16 protein-coding genes and 1 pseudogene are annotated in these 17,811 nt (G+C 49.9%); 8 read left to right on the top strand and 9 right to left on the bottom strand.

Annotation, left to right across the window (positions count from 1 at the left end; all coding sequences use genetic code 11):
- Window positions 1–14: 14 nt before the first annotated feature.
- A complete protein-coding gene (locus KBY68_RS01330) occupies window positions 15–1,622 on the bottom strand; it encodes a glucose-6-phosphate isomerase (protein WP_255095609.1) in 1,608 nt (535 codons plus the stop codon).
- A gap of 235 nt (window positions 1,623–1,857) precedes the next feature.
- Here KBY68_RS01330 and KBY68_RS01325 point away from each other — a divergent pair, with 235 nt between their 5' ends.
- Window positions 1,858–2,601 (top strand): helicase DnaB, encoded by a 744-nt coding sequence (locus tag KBY68_RS01325; RefSeq protein WP_255095608.1) that lies wholly within the window; start codon window positions 1,858–1,860, stop codon window positions 2,599–2,601.
- Here KBY68_RS01325 and KBY68_RS01320 read toward each other — a convergent pair.
- Both KBY68_RS01320 and KBY68_RS01315 read right to left on the bottom strand, forming a co-directional pair.
- Window positions 2,598–3,476: an N-acetylmuramoyl-L-alanine amidase gene (locus KBY68_RS01320; protein ID WP_255095607.1), complete on the bottom strand. Its 879-nt coding sequence runs from the start codon at window positions 3,474–3,476 to the stop codon at window positions 2,598–2,600. The genes KBY68_RS01325 and KBY68_RS01320 overlap by 4 nt on opposite strands.
- Window positions 3,455–5,158: a M61 family metallopeptidase gene (locus tag KBY68_RS01315; protein ID WP_255095606.1), complete on the bottom strand. Its 1,704-nt coding sequence runs from the start codon at window positions 5,156–5,158 to the stop codon at window positions 3,455–3,457. The genes KBY68_RS01320 and KBY68_RS01315 overlap by 22 nt, the downstream gene beginning before the upstream one ends.
- Before the next feature lie 83 nt (window positions 5,159–5,241).
- Between KBY68_RS01315 and purN the strand changes: the two genes are divergently transcribed.
- Window positions 5,242–5,823, top strand: a complete 582-nt coding sequence (gene purN / locus KBY68_RS01310) for a phosphoribosylglycinamide formyltransferase (RefSeq protein ID WP_255095605.1) — start codon at window positions 5,242–5,244, stop codon at window positions 5,821–5,823.
- Here the strand turns inward: purN and argC are convergent.
- Window positions 5,814–6,893 (bottom strand): N-acetyl-gamma-glutamyl-phosphate reductase, encoded by a 1,080-nt coding sequence (gene argC / locus KBY68_RS01305; protein WP_255095604.1) that lies wholly within the window; start codon window positions 6,891–6,893, stop codon window positions 5,814–5,816. The genes purN and argC overlap by 10 nt on opposite strands.
- Window positions 6,894–6,973: 80 nt before the next feature.
- Between argC and ribBA the strand changes: the two are divergent.
- Window positions 6,974–8,203, top strand: a pseudogene (gene ribBA, locus KBY68_RS01300) (bifunctional 3,4-dihydroxy-2-butanone-4-phosphate synthase/GTP cyclohydrolase II); the annotation flags it as partial.
- Between the two features lie 16 nt (window positions 8,204–8,219).
- Here ribBA and KBY68_RS01295 read toward each other — a convergent pair.
- On the bottom strand, window positions 8,220–8,657 hold the full coding sequence (locus KBY68_RS01295; protein ID WP_255095603.1) for a peptidylprolyl isomerase: 438 nt from the start codon (window positions 8,655–8,657) through the stop codon (window positions 8,220–8,222).
- Between the two features lie 44 nt (window positions 8,658–8,701).
- Here KBY68_RS01295 and mtnP point away from each other — a divergent pair, with 44 nt between their 5' ends.
- Complete coding sequence (mtnP, locus tag KBY68_RS01290) at window positions 8,702–9,616, top strand: S-methyl-5'-thioadenosine phosphorylase (RefSeq protein ID WP_255095602.1); 915 nt, start codon at window positions 8,702–8,704, stop codon at window positions 9,614–9,616.
- Here the strand turns inward: mtnP and murQ are convergent.
- The 4 genes from murQ to dnaK are packed head-to-tail and all read right to left on the bottom strand — an operon-like array spanning window position 9,595 to window position 13,726.
- Window positions 9,595–10,521, bottom strand: a complete 927-nt coding sequence (gene murQ, locus KBY68_RS01285; RefSeq protein ID WP_255095601.1) for an N-acetylmuramic acid 6-phosphate etherase — start codon at window positions 10,519–10,521, stop codon at window positions 9,595–9,597. The two genes, mtnP and murQ, sit on opposite strands and share 22 nt — an antisense overlap.
- Window positions 10,518–10,898: a DUF3110 domain-containing protein gene (locus tag KBY68_RS01280; RefSeq protein WP_106498959.1), complete on the bottom strand. Its 381-nt coding sequence runs from the start codon at window positions 10,896–10,898 to the stop codon at window positions 10,518–10,520. The genes murQ and KBY68_RS01280 overlap by 4 nt, the downstream gene beginning before the upstream one ends.
- A 9-nt stretch (window positions 10,899–10,907) precedes the next feature.
- Window positions 10,908–11,762: a DnaJ domain-containing protein gene (locus KBY68_RS01275; RefSeq protein WP_255095600.1), complete on the bottom strand. Its 855-nt coding sequence runs from the start codon at window positions 11,760–11,762 to the stop codon at window positions 10,908–10,910.
- A gap of 8 nt (window positions 11,763–11,770) precedes the next feature.
- Window positions 11,771–13,726 carry a molecular chaperone DnaK gene (gene dnaK / locus KBY68_RS01270; RefSeq protein ID WP_255095599.1) on the bottom strand — a complete coding sequence of 652 codons (1,956 nt, stop codon included), beginning with the start codon at window positions 13,724–13,726 and terminating at the stop codon, window positions 11,771–11,773.
- A 116-nt stretch (window positions 13,727–13,842) separates the two neighbouring features.
- On the opposite strand from dnaK, the gene pstS reads away from it, so the two are divergent.
- From pstS to pstB, 4 genes are all read left to right on the top strand, one after another.
- Complete coding sequence (pstS, locus tag KBY68_RS01265; protein ID WP_255095598.1) at window positions 13,843–14,832, top strand: phosphate ABC transporter substrate-binding protein PstS; 990 nt, start codon at window positions 13,843–13,845, stop codon at window positions 14,830–14,832.
- Between the two features lie 181 nt (window positions 14,833–15,013).
- Complete coding sequence (gene pstC, locus KBY68_RS01260; RefSeq protein WP_106498963.1) at window positions 15,014–15,970, top strand: phosphate ABC transporter permease subunit PstC; 957 nt, start codon at window positions 15,014–15,016, stop codon at window positions 15,968–15,970.
- Between the two features lie 38 nt (window positions 15,971–16,008).
- Window positions 16,009–16,902, top strand: a complete 894-nt coding sequence (pstA, locus tag KBY68_RS01255) for a phosphate ABC transporter permease PstA (RefSeq protein ID WP_255095597.1) — start codon at window positions 16,009–16,011, stop codon at window positions 16,900–16,902.
- A 45-nt stretch (window positions 16,903–16,947) separates the two neighbouring features.
- The gene (gene pstB, locus KBY68_RS01250; protein WP_106498965.1) at window positions 16,948–17,763 is read left to right on the top strand and encodes a phosphate ABC transporter ATP-binding protein PstB; all 816 of its coding nucleotides are present in this window, start codon (window positions 16,948–16,950) and stop codon (window positions 17,761–17,763) included.
- The last annotated feature ends 48 nt before the right edge of the window (window positions 17,764–17,811 follow it).

Raw genomic sequence — 17,811 nt, 5'->3', positions numbered from 1 at the left:
AATAACTTTTTAAATTAAACTTTTTTAAAAGTTAAGCTCAAGGGGTCACTCCAGTTGCCCTTAGCTATTATTCCGCGGACGTTGCCACATAGATGCCGTAGTATGAAGAAAACTGGCTCCTGGGCAGTGGGATTTGCTAATTCATCGCAGATCTGCTTCACAGAACGCTCCACACCATCCTGCAGCAATGATTCAACTTGTTTTTGCAAACTAAGGATTTCGGCAGCAGCTTTCTTGCCCGCCTCAACACCGGGTTGATGGTAGGCATTGATATCAACAAGTTCACCGTATAAACCAACGGCCCTTTCAAATAAAGCCACTAGGGCGCCAAGATTTTTTGCGTTAAATTTTTCCAGAGTGATCGTTATGCTTTGCCTTCCCCCCTCAGACAGAGCAGCTCTTGTGCCTTGTAAAAATCCATCAAGGAAATCACCAGGGTAGGAATCCTCAAGCATTGGTATATCTGTTGGATCTTCTAATACTTCAATAAATGTGGCAAAGAAATTATCGATCCCATCCCGAAGTTGTTGAACATAGGCATGTTGATCCGTTGAACCCTTATTGCCATATACAGCGATTCCTTGGTGAACAACCTGTTCTTTCCTATCAAGACGCTTGCCGAGGGATTCCATCACCAACTGCTGTAGATATCTACTAAACACCTCTAAGCGATCGCGATAGGGCAGCACCACCATGTCGCGTTTACCCTTGCCATCGCCAGCCACATACCAACTCGCAGCCATTAAGGCAGCCGGATTTTGCAACAAAATTGGCAGCCGGGTTGCACAATCCATTTCCGCCGCTCCCGCAAGAAAGGCAGCGCTATCGATACCAGCAAGAACAGCCGGCAGCACACCAACAGCACTGGTAATCGAAGTGCGCCCACCCACCCAATCGAACATATCGAAGCGATTCAACCAACCCTGTTCTGCTGCTTCTTTGTCTAATTTGCTATCGCGCATGGTGATTGCCACTGCATGCTGGCTCCATTGGCAACCGGCAAGCTCAAAACGGTGCCTTGCCTGCACCATACCGATGTGAGGTTCTGGTGTACCACCAGACTTACTAACAACCACCACCAAAGTGGTTGGCAGAGATGGGCCGATTGCGTTAAACAGGCGGCTCATTCCATCGGGATCAACATTGTCTAGGAAATGAAACGGCAAACCTTTGCCGTTTTCCTGCAGGGCCCGAATCATCAAAACGGGACCTAGGCCAGAACCACCAATTCCAATCCAAAGCACATTGCTAAATGTGCTGCCATTGGGGGCTTTGATTTTTCCCTCAAGAAGATCAGCACCAAATTGCTGCATTCGTGCAACTTCTTCACCTATGTGAGCTGCGGTTTCTTGATCTGGAGCCAATGCTGAATTTCGCAACCAGTAGTGGCCCACCTGGCGATTTTCATCGGCATTGGCAACAGCGCCGGCCTCAATCGCTGCCATTGCCTCAAATGCCTTGGCAAAGGGCTGCTCAAACTGATCAAGCTGGGGCTGATTCAGCTGCATGCGGCTTACATCAAGCCACATGCCAAGGGATTCGTGGTGCCAGAGCAAATTGCAAAAACGCTGCCACTGGCCAGCGCCGTTGGATATGTCTAGATCAGGAAGGGAGCCGGCCATGCTCGAGGTGCCCATCTGATGCCCAAAACGATCTGCACTGCAGACTATTCAGCTTTGGTGACGATGGGGTTATGGCACGTAGTGGGCTTAAGCATTTGAACTACTGGCACCCACCATGGGGATCAATAAAAAAAGCATTTAATATTGGTTTGGTTGGTTTTTAGCCATTCAGCTACCTGCCCTGCCACAACTAAAGCCGCTGAAAAAGCCCGTCCTAACTGGCTTGAGCTTTGCTTTGACATTATTTTTAGCGGGTTCCTTTGCAGATCCGAGCGGAGATATTCATTCAAACCAAATCGATCTGAGTAGATCAACTCAGGCCGAATCACCTAGACCGGATCCAGCGGATTTCAGCGCTCAAGAGCTGCAACTATTGCAGAAGCGTTTTGGCGTGCACGGTCCCCAAACCCCCATAGCCCAGCTCTTCACCGCTGGGCTAGACCACTGGCTGCCCTTAAGAAATCAAACCCTGGATCGTTTGGGGGCCCTAACTCCTACCTTGCGGCGTGAGGCAAAGGCAAAAGGAATAAATCCAATGTTTTTAGCTGCAATCCTCTACGACGAACTTCAGCATGCAAAACCTGGAGAAGACACGCCCTTAGCTGTTCAATCGGGACTGTTTAAAACCCATGGTTTGGCTCAATTAGGTGTTGAGGAACTGATCCATCAAGGCTTATTACCAAAAAATCCCAGCCCTCACCAATTGGCTTGGGCTAAGAGTGAGCTCTTAAATCCAGAACGAAATATCGCAATACTTGCTGAAAAAATGCATCGGTTAATCATCGCCCTTGATGCTAAACCTGGAAATAATTCAAATTCCAGCACAAGCTATCGAGAAGCCCATCTGCTGGCAACACTTGCCTATTTACACAACGGCAAGCTCGACTACCCCACCAGAATTCTCAAATATATGCAAGATCCTGCTTTGCATGGCTTGGTATATGGCAACCAAAAGCCAACTGCAAGTGCACTGATCTAGTTGTTATGATTTTTACACACTAGTTGCAAAGCTGTTAATCTCTTCTGCAATTGCAACCAGTTAAAACTTCTCGGATCAGCCCTAGCGCCAGCTAAATCAACGTGGCGATGGGTTGTGATGGCCTCCGGCGCTATTTGGTAGCGAATCATCCAATCAGCCAACACTCGGCTCAATGCGTCATATTGGGCACTGCTGTAACCACTGTGATTAAGATCATCATTAAAACCATCCTCAGGGGTTTCTAAACTCACGTGCAAAGCAAAGTTATTAATAGATCCGCTTAGATTTTTGTTGTAGAAAATCCACCGGCCTTTAAATGCTGAATGTCCTGCCCCATAGGCGCGAAATGATGGAGGTACCAATTGAACTATCTCCCCGCTCCTAGCAACCAGGGTGTGATAACTAACCTGATCTTCATCGGATGGATGGGGGGTTAATAATGTATTAATAGCTGAATTCACATCAAACACTGTTTCATGTAATACAATTAAAGCAGGCTTAGGGTTTAGTTTTTGTCCAAAACTGTCAATTTTTACACGCTCGCCATAATTGGAAGGATGCGCCTTAACCTCACTTAACTTAAGATCCATTGATAATAATCTAGATCTTAAATCAGGATTTGCTTTAGGGCAATTCATGATCAGAGGTGATTTCCACTCAGGCTGCGTTGGCGGCAACGGTGTTTTAGAGCTTTGCTCATTGATGCTTGGAATTGATATACCAGCAACAGCATTGCTATTCCTATTAATAAGATATTTTTTTTGCACATAAATTGCAAGCCAATAGCTTCCAAACGCCAAGGCAAAGCAGGCTGCGAGTTTAATTTTTTTGGATCTAAAATGTTGCCTGAACATTACCCATGCCCCTGAAGCCAACGGCAGCGGAGCTTAATTGCATCTGAAGCTGCATCAGGATCCTCAACCAAGCTCCAGCTTAGGGGCTTAATAATGGATGGGCAGAGCAGCATTTCAGATATGCAACCATCATGGCTAATCAATAGGCGATGATTATAATTTGGCTGCAGATATTGATCAAAGAAATCAATCGATCTGCATCGCTCGCCATCGATGGCTAGTATTTCGTCACCCACACACAAACCAGCAGATTCACCAGGGCTATCACGAGCGAGCTTGCAAATGCGCAACTCACCATTGTTTAACTCCAAACCTATGCCACTAAATGCATGCTTTGCATCGGCACTAGCTAGGCGCATTCCAACCATTAAAAGATTACTTTCCAGCGGTAGATCTTCAATACTGTTAAGCCATATTGGCAAAATTGATAGCAGTTTATCATCAAATTTAGCGGCTGCATTTAATAAATCCTCAGGGCTGTAGCCGCGCTGATAAATTCCAAATTTTTGCCACAATTCCTGAAGAAGCTGCCCTAGGCAAAAGCCCTTAGATAGAAGATGTATATCAAGCAAAAGGGCCACTAATTGACCTTTCAAATAGTAACTAATTTGCTGATTATCACTATGGGCATCCCTTCGGTAAAGTTTAATCCAGGCTTCTTCGCTACTTGCCACAAGGCTTTGCACCGCCTTACCTGGAGTGCATAGATACCTATTAATATCTTTTCCTAAATCATCATAATAATCAGCATTACTACAAAGACCTGCTCTCAAAACAAGCAGGGATTCATAATAACTGGTAATTCCCTCTGCAAACCAAAGGCTAGCTGTGATTGTTTCAGCTGAATAATTACAAGGCGTTAATTCCCTTGGCCTTAATCTTCTTACATTCCACTGGTGTAGATATTCATGGGCTACAAGTTGAAAAAGGCGGCGTACGCCTGCTGGCGTATTTAGCTCATGTCGACTCAACATAAGCGCCGTATTGTTATCGTGCTCTAAACCTCCAAAACCATCAAGGCAAAATCGAATCATAAATAAATAACCAGATGCCGGCGGATGCTCCACTCCCATCAAGCGGCAAACAGTGCTGCAAATCAATGGCAATTGCCAGCGCCATTGATCCAATGGCGCTGGTTTTATCAAACCTTGCCAAACCCAGCGGTGGGGCACTCCGCCCACATCAAAAGTTATCTCCTCCATCGCACCTAAGGCGATGGGGCAATCGATCAATTGATCGTAGTTATCAGCCTTGTATATGCCATCCCCAAGCTGGCTAAGCGATGTGGCAACCTGCCATCCCAGCGGTAGCTTCAGAGATAGGGTATGGCTAAACCAGCGCTGGCCTTCCACCTCCAGGGCCCAGGCAGCAGCTGTTAAAAAGCCTTGCCCTTGATCAAGCCAATTGCTGCGCACGCTTGCTTCCACAGCCAGGAGGCCATAGCTAATGCTGAGCTCAAGGCCGGGGCGAACAATTAGGAGCCAACTGCTACTGGTTAATCGCCTTGCACACAACTGTTGATCCGCCTGAAAAACAACTAAACCCTCAAGATGCCTTGCGTAAGCTCGATCTAAATAGGAACCAGGGGTCCAAACGGGAAGCTGCAATTTGATCCGACTGGTTTGGGGAGTGCATTTGAGCTCCACCTGGAAACGCTGGCTTGAAGCATTGCTTAAATCAAGCCAATAATGGGGACCGATCACCAATAAATACCTCAACGGATAATTAGCCCTAAACTATGATAGCCGTAATTCACTAATTGAAATAGAGCAATGGAAGTAGAGCAATGCGTATAGCGGTACTCGCCTCCGGATCTGGAAGCAATTTTGAGGCATTGCTTCACTATTGCCGCGATCATCAGCAAGGTTTAGCAACCATTGAATTATTAATCATTAACAACCCAGGTTGTGGTGCCCAGCAGCGGGCTGAAAAATACAACATACCCTGGCTGCTGATTAATCACCGTGATTTTGATAGCCGTGAAAATTTTGATGATGCCATACTTAAAGCATTGCAGCTGGCAAAAATTGATTTGGTTGTTTTGGCTGGCTGGATGCGAATAATCACAGCAAAACTTATCGATGCATTTCCAAGTGGAAGATTGCTAAATATTCATCCAAGCCTGCTGCCAGAATTTAAAGGGAGCGCTGCGATTGCAGCAGCCCTTGCCGCTGGTGCAAAGAAAAGTGGTTGCACCGTCCATGAGGTGGTGCTCAATGTTGATGCTGGCCCAATAATTGCCCAGGCGGAGGTTGAGATCCAAGCATCCGACACATTAGAGAGCTTGAAACTTAAAATACAAGAACAGGAACATCTCATATTTGCCCCAGCGATATTTTCAAAAGTAAGGCAATTGGTTTATGGATAGTATGGAAGCATTGGCAAGCCTGCATCAACCGCTTGACCTGTCATTACATTGAGGCATTGAACCGCTTGGCCGGCTTGGCCTTTAATTAAATTGTCAATAACACTCATAACAATAACCTGGCTAGTGCGCTTATCAACAGCTACTGATATAAACGCTTTATTTGTATGTTTAACCCATTTAGTGGAGGGATATGTGCCAACTGGCAATATATCTATACAGGGATGATTCTTATAGGTTACTTGATACAAAGTAGTTAAATCCTCTGCCGTAAGACCTGGGTCCCGCAAGCGACCGTAAACGGTTGCCAGCAGGCCCCTAACCATCGGCATCAAATGGGGGGTGAACTGAAGTTGGATATTCCTACCGGCTGCCTTGCTGGCAAGCATTTCAATCTCGGCGGTGTGGCGATGGCCCACAACCCCATAGGGGGCAACCGCTTCAGCAGCTTCTGCCAAAAGCAAATGCTCCTTAGGGGCACGACCACCCCCTGAGGTGCCAGTTTTGGCATCGATCACAATTCCTTCCCCTTCAATTAAGCCCTGCTGTAGCAGGGGCATCAGCGCCAGCAAACTGGCCGTTGGGAAGCAACCAGGGGCCCCCACTAAGCGAGCCTTAGGTAATTGCTCCATGGCCCATTCCACCAGGCCATAGACCGCCTCGGAGCAAAACTCTTGATCTGCCCGATCGAACTCTTTTGCTTCGTTGCTATAGGTGGCCGCCCATTGGCTAAGGCTTGGAAATCGGTAGTCGGCCGATAGGTCAACAACCCTTACCCCTAACTGGAGCAACCGGGGCACCAAGCCACTGGCTAAACCATTGGGGAGGCTGAGCACAGCAAAATCTGCTGCAGCTGCTATGGCATCTGGCTCTGGATTCTGCACCACCAAATTTTCTGCCAGTGGCAAAAAAGGGCATAAATCAAACCAGCTTTTACCTGCACTGCGCTCCCCACCAAGAAAACTGAGCTCAAAGCCAGGGTGATTTTGCAAAATCCTCAGGGTTTGCAAACCGCCATAACCCGAGGCACCAATAACGGCAACCCGCCGCGGGGAACTACTAGCTACGGCCATGGAGCAACTTGATTAGCGCAAACTTTAGTGATCGATAGGCACGCAAGAAGCTTTATAACAAACATCAGTTATCCCTTCCCATGGCTGCCCAACCCGCCAACGGCCTTGATATTCAATTCGATTCGATCGAAAAGGCGTTGCATGCGATTCGGGCCGGGGCCTGCGTGGTGGTGGTAGACGATGAAAATCGTGAAAACGAAGGCGATTTGATCTGCGCCGCTCAATTTGCAACCCCGCAGCAGATCAATTTCATGGCAACGGAAGCTCGGGGTTTGATTTGCGTAGCCATGGAGGGGCGCCGCTTAGATGAGCTCGAATTGCCCTTGATGGTTGATAACAACACCGATGCCAATCAAACCGCCTTCACCGTGAGCATTGATGCGGGCCCTGAACAGGGGGTGAGCACCGGTATTTCCGCCGAAGATCGAGCCCGCACAATTCAAGTTGCTCTGCATCCTGAAAGCCTTCCCAAAGACCTGCGCCGACCTGGCCATGTGTTCCCCCTGAGGGCAAAAGATGGAGGTGTTTTAAAACGGGCTGGTCACACCGAGGCAGCAATTGATCTGGCGCGGTTGGCGGGCCTATATCCAGCTGGGGTGATCTGCGAAATCCAAAATGCCAATGGTTCGATGGCGCGGCTAGCCGACTTGCACAAATACGCCCAAGAGCACCAATTATGTTTAATAACCATCGCAGATTTAATTAGCTATCGCCTGAAAAACGAACGCTTTGTTGTACGCGAAGCATCTGCAAATTTACCAAGTCAATTTGGTCAATTTGAAGCGATTGGTTATCGCAATAGCCTTGACGGACAAGACCATCTAGCCCTTGTTAAGGGAAATCCTCAGGAATCTGATTCACCTATTTTGGTGAGGGTGCACTCCGAGTGCCTCACCGGAGATGCCTTTGGCTCCCTGCGCTGCGATTGCAGGCCCCAGCTGGAGGCTGCCTTGCGCATGATTGAAGCAGAAGGTTGTGGCGTTGTGGTTTACCTGCGCCAGGAGGGCCGCGGCATCGGTTTGATCAACAAATTAAAGGCCTACTCCCTGCAGGACGGTGGCCTTGATACGGTGGAAGCGAATGAAAGTTTGGGATTTGCGGCCGATCTACGCAACTATGGCGTAGGCGCCCAAATTCTCTTTGATCTGGGAGTGCATCGCCTAAGGCTTATTACTAATAATCCACGCAAAATCGCTGGCCTTGGCGGATATGGCCTCGAGGTGGTTGAGCGCTGCCCCCTGGTGATAAATCCAGGGGAACATAACGCTGATTATCTAAGTACAAAAGCAAAAAAACTGGGCCATTTAATGGGTTAAACCCTAGCAGTTATTGAATAGTTACCTTATTAATACGTGCTCCATTCTTGATAGCAAGAACCACATCCAAATTACCCGTAACACCGAAAACGGTGTGAACCCCATCAAGATGCGGTTGGGCGGCGTGGCATAGAAAAAACTGACTGCCACCGGTGTTCTTACCGGCATGGGCCATGGAAAGACTACCTGCCTGATGCTTGTTTTTATTGATCTCGCAGTTGATCATGTAGCCAGGGCCGCCTGTGCCTGCAACACCTTTTGCCCCCTCCCTGCTATTTGGGCATCCCCCCTGGGCCATAAATCCATCGATCACCCGATGGAAGGCAAGGCCGTTATAAAAGCCTTCGTTTGCCAACTTCACAAAATTAGCCACTGTTTGCGGTGCATCGGTGTCGAACAACTCGATCTCGAGTTGGCCCGCATCCGTATCCATCAAAGCCTTGGTCATTGGTGCTGTTCCAGTGTGGAATGGGTGAACCTTGGCACATCGAGATGACCTCTGCGAACCCCTCCCCCAGCTCCATGCCCGAAGCCCTTATTGGCGTATTGGGGGGCAGTGGTTTGTATGCAATGGAGGGCCTGAGTGATGTGGAGGAACTGCAGCTCAACACCCCCTTTGGCAAACCGTCGGATAGTTTGCGCCGCGGTCGCCTTGGCGATGCACAGGTGGTTTTTTTGGCCAGGCATGGGCGCCACCACAGCTTTCTACCCACTGAGGTGCCCTATCGCGCCAACATTTGGGCCCTGCGCTCCCTTGGGGTGCGCTGGATCATTTCCTGTTCAGCGGTTGGCTCTTTGCAGGAAGCTTTGCGGCCCCTTGATTTAGTGGTGCCCGATCAATTCCTAGACCGCACCCATCAGCGCCCCTGCAGTTTTTTTGGTGAGGGGGCTGTGGCCCATGTGTCTTTGGCCGAACCCTTCTGTGCAGAGCTGTCAAAACTTCTGTGCGAAGCGGTTGAAGAGGTGTTGCCCACCGAGCGGCATTTGCACCGCGGCGGCACCTATTTGTGTATGGAAGGTCCTGCTTTTTCAACAAAAGCAGAATCCAATTTTTATCGCAGCTTGGGTTGTGATGTGATCGGCATGACAAACCACACGGAAGCTCGCCTAGCACGGGAGGCGGAAATTGCCTACACCACCCTTGCCATGGTTACCGACTACGACTGCTGGCATCCCAACCACGATGCCGTAACCGTGGAAATGGTGATAGCAAATCTCAAGGCAAATGCTGCCACTGCCCAAGAAGTGGTAGCAAAAGCGGCTGCAAAGCTCCACCAGCTGAGGCCCAGCAGCAAAGCCCACACAGCCCTGGCCAATGCCTTGATGACAGCTAAAGAACACGTACCCGCCCCAACCCGGGAGCGGCTTGATCTATTCACAACTCCCTATTGGGGCCCGTTCAATTGAAAGCCACTTGCCTGTAAAGCGAGCCTTAAATTTCCAGCCGAGGCGGCTAACAGAGCAACGGCATCTGCGGCTGGCAACTGAGCAGCGGCCATCAATAGGGCAACCTTCACTGATCCACCGGCCTGTTGCAGTAGCAGTTTTCCTTGGCTGCGATCTACGCCAGCCAGGTGGGCCAGTATGCGCATGGCCCGATCTTCAAGCTTGGCATTGGTAACAGCCACATCAACCATGCGGTTAGCAAACACCTTGCCCAGCCGCACCATCACCCCAGTGGAAATGATGTTCAAGGCCATCTTGGTGGCGGTTCCAGCCTTAAGCCTTGTAGACCCCGTGAGTAATTCGGCGCCAGTGAGCAGGCGAATGTTGATCTGGCAAGGCATGGGTGCTTGCTCTGCTGGTACACAGGCCATGGCAATGGCAAGGGCACCAATCTCTTGGGCATAAGTAAGACCCCCCAACACATAGGGGGTGGTGCCACCAGCAGCAATGCCAACCAAGGCATCACTTGAATTGAATCCAGCGGTTTGCAAATCAGCTTTGCCGCCTTCAAATAAATCCTCCAGCCCCTCAGAACTGCGCAACAGGGCGGCCGCCCCACCGGCTAGAACCCCTTGTACCAAGCTGGGATCGCTACAGAAAGTTGGCGGGCATTCAGCTGCATCCAGCACCCCCAATCGGCCAGAGGTGCCAGCCCCTAAATAAAACAAACGCCCGCCCTGTTTTAAGCGCAAACTGATGGCATCAATCGCCTGGGCTAATTGAGGAACTGCTGCTTCAACCGCCTGTTGAGGCAATTTGTCTTCGCTTGCAAAGAGTGCCGCCAGTTCTAGGGAACTGAGTTGATCAAGATTTTCGCTTGCACCATTGGCCTGTTCTGTTAAAAGGTGGCCTCGATCAAGGTTCATAGCAAACCTTCAAGGGAGCGGCGAAAGGCATCTAAATCTGTTTGCTCCTTCCAACTATTGGTATCAAGGTTGTGCTCAGGTGGGGCAAGCAGTAGGCGCTCTTCAGCTGATTTTGGTAGGAAGCCAGTTGGCACAAATCGGGCCTCGTAACCAGCCTGGGCGCAAAAAATTTCAACCTCGTCCCTCTGGATCATCTCAACGGTGGCGCAGGGAAAATCTTGGGCCTCGAGCAGGCCTGCATAGCGTTCAGCATCGTCTTGATCGGCAAATAACAACACCACAGTGCGGCCATTTAGTTCGAGGGAATGGATACCTTCAGCATCGCTGCCAGCATCAAAAAGCAATACGTGCACTTTTTCGCTCAACTGAGCCCCCATTCACTTAGCTCATTCTTCCAGTAGTTCAGCCAAACGCCGATAAAGGGCTGTTTCAGCTTCACTGCAGGCATCCGGCACCACAAGCCTCACCTCAACTATTTGATCACCCCCCCGGCCCTGGCGCTCAAGCCCCCTACCCCGCAAGCGCAACAACTGGCCGCTTGATGTGCCCGGAGGCACCCTCAACCGCACCGGTCCTGTGAGGGTGGGCACCACGGCCTGGGCACCCAAGGCCCCCTGGGGTGCGGGTAGATCAAGCCGATAAAGCACCCGCAAACCATCGATGCGCAAATCTTCATCTGTGCGCACCTGCAGCAGCAAAAAATGGTCGCCACCTCCGGGAGCCACCCCCTCTAGCCGCAGTCGCCACCCATCACCGGCCTCAGCGGGGGTTTGCACCTCCACCACCAGGTCATCGGGTAAAGCCACTTGAACAGTGGTGCCATCAAGGGCCTGCTGGGGAGTGAGTTTTATCAGCGTTTCCTGGTTGCCTTGGGCCTGCACTGGTGGCGGCGGTGGGCCTGGGGTGGTTGCGGGCCAGCCGCTGGGTTCAGGTTCAGGCTCAGGAAACTTGCCAAACAGGGCCTCCAAATAGGTTTCAAAATCAGGAAAACCAGTGGCAAAGGGATCCTGTTCTTCCTTCTGCTCGCCCCCTTCCCACAAGCCACGCCGGCTGGGGTCAGTCAATACGGCGTAGGCCTCGTTTATTCGTTTAAAACGCTCTTCCGCTACTGGATCATTGGCATTTAGATCTGGGTGCCAGCGGCGCGCCAGGCGGCGAAAAGCCTGCTTTAGGGCCTGCTGATTGGCGCCGGGCTCTAAACCCAACACTTCCCAGTGGTCGGTGGGGTTAGGCGAAACCATGGAAGAACTCAATAGCGCCCCCAGGGATCATCAGGTCTTTTACCTGAGCGATCCCAATCATCCCAGTCGTCGTCGGCAAATAATTCATCCTTGAGCGAGCCAAGGGTGCTGCGTAGCCCCTGTAATGGCCCCCCCGACTCCCCCTCGCGGCGCTCAGCTGCCAAGCGGCGATTTAAGCCATAAAGGGCTTCCTCCAACTGGCTTACCAAAAGATCCTGCTCCCGTTCATCCACCTGTTCGAGGCCATCACGCAAATCCCTAAGGGCACTCTCAACACTGCGTTGCTGGCGTTCTGCGCCGTAGGGCCCTAACTCAAGGGAGGCATCCCGCAGGCGCCGTTCCGCTTGGGCGATAAGGGTTTCAGCGCGGTTGCGGCGATCAACCTCCGAACGTTTGCGGCGATCCTCAAGGGCTTTGCTGGCTGCCTCGGCTAAAAGCTGGTCGATTTCCTGTTGGCTGAGGTTGGAACTGCCTTGAACCGTGACACTTTGACGCCTTCCAGTGGTGCGATCCGTGGCAGAAACCTGCAGGATTCCGTTTGCATCCACATCAAAGGAAACCTGAACCTGGGGTACCCCCCTTGGGGCTGGGGGGATACCAGCCAAACGAAAACGGCCCAGGGATTTGTTATCACTGCCCATTTGGCGCTCACCCTGGAGCACGTGGATATCAACCGTTGATTGATTTGCTGCAGATGTGCTGAATACATCCGATCGGCGCACCGGAATCGGGGTGTTTCTGGGGATGATCACCTTCATCACACCACCGATGGTTTCAAGGCCCACTGAAAGCGGGGTTACGTCGTTGAGCATTAAATCGCGCAGTTCCCCGGTGAGAATTCCGGCCTGAACTGCGGCGCCAATGGCTACAACCTCATCGGGATTGACGTTTTGGCTTGGTTCTTTAGGTATCAAGGTGCGCACAAGTTGTTGCACCATTGGCATGCGGCTGCCGCCGCCCACCAGCACAACTTCATCGATGTCTTCGGGGGCCAAACCGGCATCGCGAAGCGCTTCTTGAACAGGCCGGAGCAAACGATCTAATAAATCTGGGCAAAGCCCCTCGAAGGTGCGGCGATCCAGGTTTATTTCCAGATGCAGGGGCCCCTCGGGAGCTGTGGCGATAAAAGGCAAGGAGATCTGGGTTTGCTGGGTGCCCGATAGTTCCTGTTTTGCCTTTTCAGCCGCTTCTAACAATCGTTGCAGTGCTTGGCGATCGCGGCGCAAATCGATCTGATGATTTTTCTGAAAGGCATCGGCTAGCCAATCAACAATGCGTTGGTCGAAATCGTTGCCGCCAAGTTGGGTGTCGCCACTGGTGGATTTCACATCAAAAACACCATTGGCAATCTTCAAAACAGAAACATCAAAGGTGCCACCACCAAGATCAAAAACCAAAACCGTTTGGGAACGGTTGCGATCAAAGCCGTAGGCGAGGGCCGCTGCCGTGGGTTCATTCAAGATGCGTTCAACGCTGAAACCAGCCAAGCGGCCCGCATCCCGGGTGGCCTGGCGCTGGGCATCATCGAAATAGGCTGGAACGGTTATCACCGCCGCTTCAACCGGTTCCCCCAAGTAGGTGGTGGCATCGTCTACAAGTTTTCTCAACAGGCAGGCAACTAGCTCTTCAGGAGCAAACTCCCGTTCCATGCCAGGGCATACCACCCGCACCTGGCCTTGATCGTTGGCGCGAATTGTGTAGGCAACGGCCTGGCTGGCATCGTCTAGCTCAACCCACAAACGACCGATAAGGCGTTTGAGATTGCTGAAGCTGTTGCGTGGGTTGAGTACCAATTGGCGACGGGCGGCCTGGCCCACCAACAACTCTTTTTCACGGTTGAAGCCCACCACCGATGGGGTGGTACGCAAGCCCTCGGCATTGGCAACAACAACTGGGCGCCCCCCCTCCAAAACAGACAAAACTGAATTGGTAGTGCCGAGGTCGATGCCAACGATCCTCCCCATGGACCTGAGCGAATGAATTCAAAGGTAACGGGCAATGGCAAACCAGTCAGCCCCGAGGCGATAACTCAGCCTTAAGAAAAAGAACTTAAGAATCGGTTGAACCAAATTTGGCTCCCATGCCTGTCGCCAAGAAAGCGGTTGCTTTTAGCGCCATTGCGGCCCTTAGCACTGCCACAATTTTGCCCGTGCTTGCCCAAGCCACCATCAGTGGTGCCGGAGCAACATTCCCTGCCCCCATTTATCAACGCTGGTTTGCCGACTACGCCAACACAAAAGGCGGTAGCCAGGTTAATTACCAGTCTGTTGGCTCTGGCGCTGGCGTTCGTCAGTACGTAGCTGGAACAGTTGACTTCGGTGCTTCCGACGAACCAATCAAAGAATCAGAAGCTGCCAAAGTTAGCCGTGGCGTTGTTCAAATCCCCATGGTTGGCGGCTCCATCGCCGTTGCCTACAACAAGCCCGGTTGTGAGCTGAAGCTTACCCAAAAACAAGTTGCTGATATCTTCCTTGGCAACATTACCGACTGGAAGGAACTTAAGTGTGCCGCGGGCCCCATCTCCGTAGCCCACCGTTCCGACGGTTCAGGTACAACATTTGCATTCACCAACAGCCTTTCAACTTTTTCTCCTGAGTGGAAGAGCAAAGTTGGCGAAGGTAAGAGTGTGCAGTGGCCGGTTGGTGTTGGCGGCAAGGGCAACGAAGGAGTTGCTGGTGTAATCCAACAAACCCCAGGTTCAATTGGTTACCTCAACCAATCCTATGTTCGTGGCGTTATCAAAGCCGCGGCTGTTCAAAACAAAGCTCGTCAATTCGTTAAGCCCACAGCTGTTTCTGGTGCCGCTGGCCTAGACAACATCAAGCTCGATGCGATGAATGCTGGCGAAGATCCCAATCCCGCTGGTGCTAAGAGCTACCCCATCGTTACTCTTACTTGGATCCTGGCCTACAAAACCGGGAACGAAGATAAAGCTCAAGCCATCCAAAAGGCTTTGAACTACGCCCTGAGCCCTGCGGCTCAGAAATTGGCAGATGATCTTGGTTATGTGCCCCTAGAAGGCAACATTCTTACCAAGGCAAAGGCTGCTGTTAAGCAAATTGGTAAATAGTTAGGTCTTTTAATTAATTATTTAAATCTAGTTTTTAAATCTAGTTTTTTAAATCTAGTTTTAATTTAATTTTTAATTTTCTACCAAAGGGGGCATATGCCCCCTTTTTTTTGTTCTATCCAAATAGCTTAACTTGCAGTTAAGCATCCTCCAGCATGCTTAGGGTTCTGCAATTTTATTTATGGAAGCAACCCGCAGAGATCTGCTCTACACCCTGCGCCACAGACCAGCAAGTGACAAATTGCTAGACAACGGCTTCCGCTCTTTGGTAACTGCGCTGGCAGCTCTGGTGGGAATTATTCTTTTTGGCATATTTCTTGTTGTTTTTTGGGAAGCGAGGGAGGCAATTAAATTATTTGGTATTAACTTTCTCACCAGCACCACCTGGAATCCAGTTGAAGAGAAATTTGGTGCCTTCACTGCCATATATGGCACAATTTTAACCTCTGTGTTGGCATTGGTTTTAGCTGTTCCTCTCGGTGTTGGCACTGCAATATTCTTAACTGAAAATTTTATCGCCTTGAAATATCGAACGATCATTTCAAATATGGTTGAGTTGCTCGCTGCAATTCCTTCCGTTGTTTTGGGATTATGGGCGATATTTGTTCTTGAGCCATCGATCAGGCCAGTATTGAACTTGATCCATAACAACTTGGGATTTATTCCTTTTTTCAGCACGCCCGCCAACGGCCCAGGTTTTATGCCTGCCGTTTTAATCTTGGTGGTTATGCTCCTGCCGATTATCACGGCAATCTCAAGGGATTGCTTAAATCAAGTGCCCCCTGATCTACGCCAGGCCGCCTACGGAATTGGTGCAACCCGCTGGACTGCAATTTTTCAAGTTCTCTTACCAGCAGCCATTTCTGGAATTATCGGCGGAATCATGCTTGCCCTTGGCAGGGCCATGGGAGAAACGATGGCTGTAACGATGATTATCGGCAACTCAACAAGCTTTAATCTTTCTTGGTTTGCCCCTGGCAATACTATTGCTGCACTACTTGCCAACCAGTTTGGCGAAGCTGATGGCGTACAGGTTTCAGCTTTAATGTATGCGGCTTTGGTTTTAATGATAATAACTTTTATTGTTAATGTGCTAGCCCAATGGATAGTTAAGCGGTTGAGCTTAAAATATGAGTAACAACAAATCAATCTCACCCAAAACTTTAATTTACTAAAATGACATCATCAATTTCCAATTTCAGTCCAACGTCACTGCACCGCAAACCAGGTCTACTTAGGAACCAGGCCAACGGTTTCATGACTGGCCTGGCCTCCGCGTTTGCAGCAATTGCCGTTCTGCCGCTGATTTTTGTTATTGCCTATGTGCTCTTTAAGGGTATTTCAGTTATCAGGCCATTAATGTTTGTTCAATTGCCACCCCCACCAGGACTTGAAGGCGGTGGCATTGGAAATGCGCTTTTGGGCACCCTACTTGTAACCCTAATTTCGGTTGTATTTTCAGTTCCAGTAGGCGTTGGTGGTGGCATTTATTTGGCTGAATTTTCCCAGGGCAATAAATTTGCAGAATTTGTGAGATTTGGTACCAATGTATTGGCGGGTGTACCCTCAATTATCGCCGGTGTGTTTATCTATGGTTTGGTAATTTCAACAAGAGTTTTGTTTGGTAATAGTTATTCAGCTGTAGCCGGCGGCTTGGCCCTATCTGTGCTGATGCTCCCAACAATTATTAAAACCACAGATGAAGGTTTAAAGCTCGTACCCCAAGAACTCAGATGGGGTGCCCTTGGCGTTGGGGCATCTAAGTTTGTTACCACAATGAAGGTTGTGTTACCCGCTGCGGTAGCACCCATTGCAACCGGCATTGTTTTAGCAATTGCCAGATCCGCCGGTGAAACAGCTCCACTTATATTTACTGCACTCTTTTCACCTTTCTGGCCAGAGGGTATTTTCAAACCGCTCGCCACAATGTCTGTTTTGATATTTAATTTTGCAATCATGCCCTACGAGGCTCAAATAACTCTGGCTTGGGCGGCCTCTTTCGTTTTGGTAATTATGATCTTGGGAATGAACATCTTTGCCCGCTGGATTTCTGGCTTTGCCCAGCGTTAACAAGCCACTGTCAAGCTACACAAAAATCTCCACTAAGAAATTCAAATGACCTTCACCACCCACATCACCGACGTTCCCGACGACCAGGTTGCTATCACCTGCGACAACGTAACGATCAGCTATGGCTCCTTTGAAGCTGTTAAGAGTGTTTTTCTAGAGGTGCCCCGCGGCAAGGTTACTGCATTCATCGGACCCTCTGGCTGCGGTAAGAGCACTGTTTTGCGCTGCTTTAACCGGATGAATGATTTGATCCCAAGCTTTAGCCTAAAAGGCAGAATTATTTATGAAGGCCAGGATTTATACGAACCCAAGGTGGATCCCGTTGAAGTGCGCAGGCGCATTGGCATGGTGTTTCAAAGGCCAAACCCATTTCCAAAAAGTATCTATGAAAATATTGCCTTTGGGGCAAGGATAAACGGCTACAGCGGCGACATGGACGAGTTGGTTGAGCGTTCCCTGCGCCGGGCGGCAGTTTGGGACGAATGCAAAGACAAACTTCAAGAAAGTGGTTATTCCCTTTCTGGTGGCCAACAGCAAAGGCTTTGTATTGCCCGCACAATCGCCACCCAACCTGATGTAATTCTGATGGATGAGCCCTGCTCAGCGCTCGATCCGATCTCAACTCTAAAAGTTGAAGAAACAATGCACGAACTGAAGAAAGAGTTCACGATTGTGATTGTTACCCACAACATGCAACAGGCTGTGCGTGTATCAGACATGACCGCCTTCTACAATGCCGTTGCCGTTGAAGGTGGCAGTGGCAAGGTGGGCTACTTAGTTGAATTTGATGAAACAGCCAACATCTTCAATAATCCAAAGCAACAATCAACCCAAGAATATGTGAGCGGTAGGTTTGGTTGATCTAAATATATAGGCTATCCCCACAAGCTAGATACAAAAACCTCCCCA

The organism is Synechococcus lacustris Maggiore-St4-Slac, assembly GCF_024345595.1.
Lineage (GTDB): Bacteria > Cyanobacteriota > Cyanobacteriia > PCC-6307 > Cyanobiaceae > Synechococcus_D > Synechococcus_D lacustris.
The sequence above is the reverse complement of the archived record's forward strand: the minus strand, read 5'-3'. Positions and strand labels throughout refer to the sequence as shown.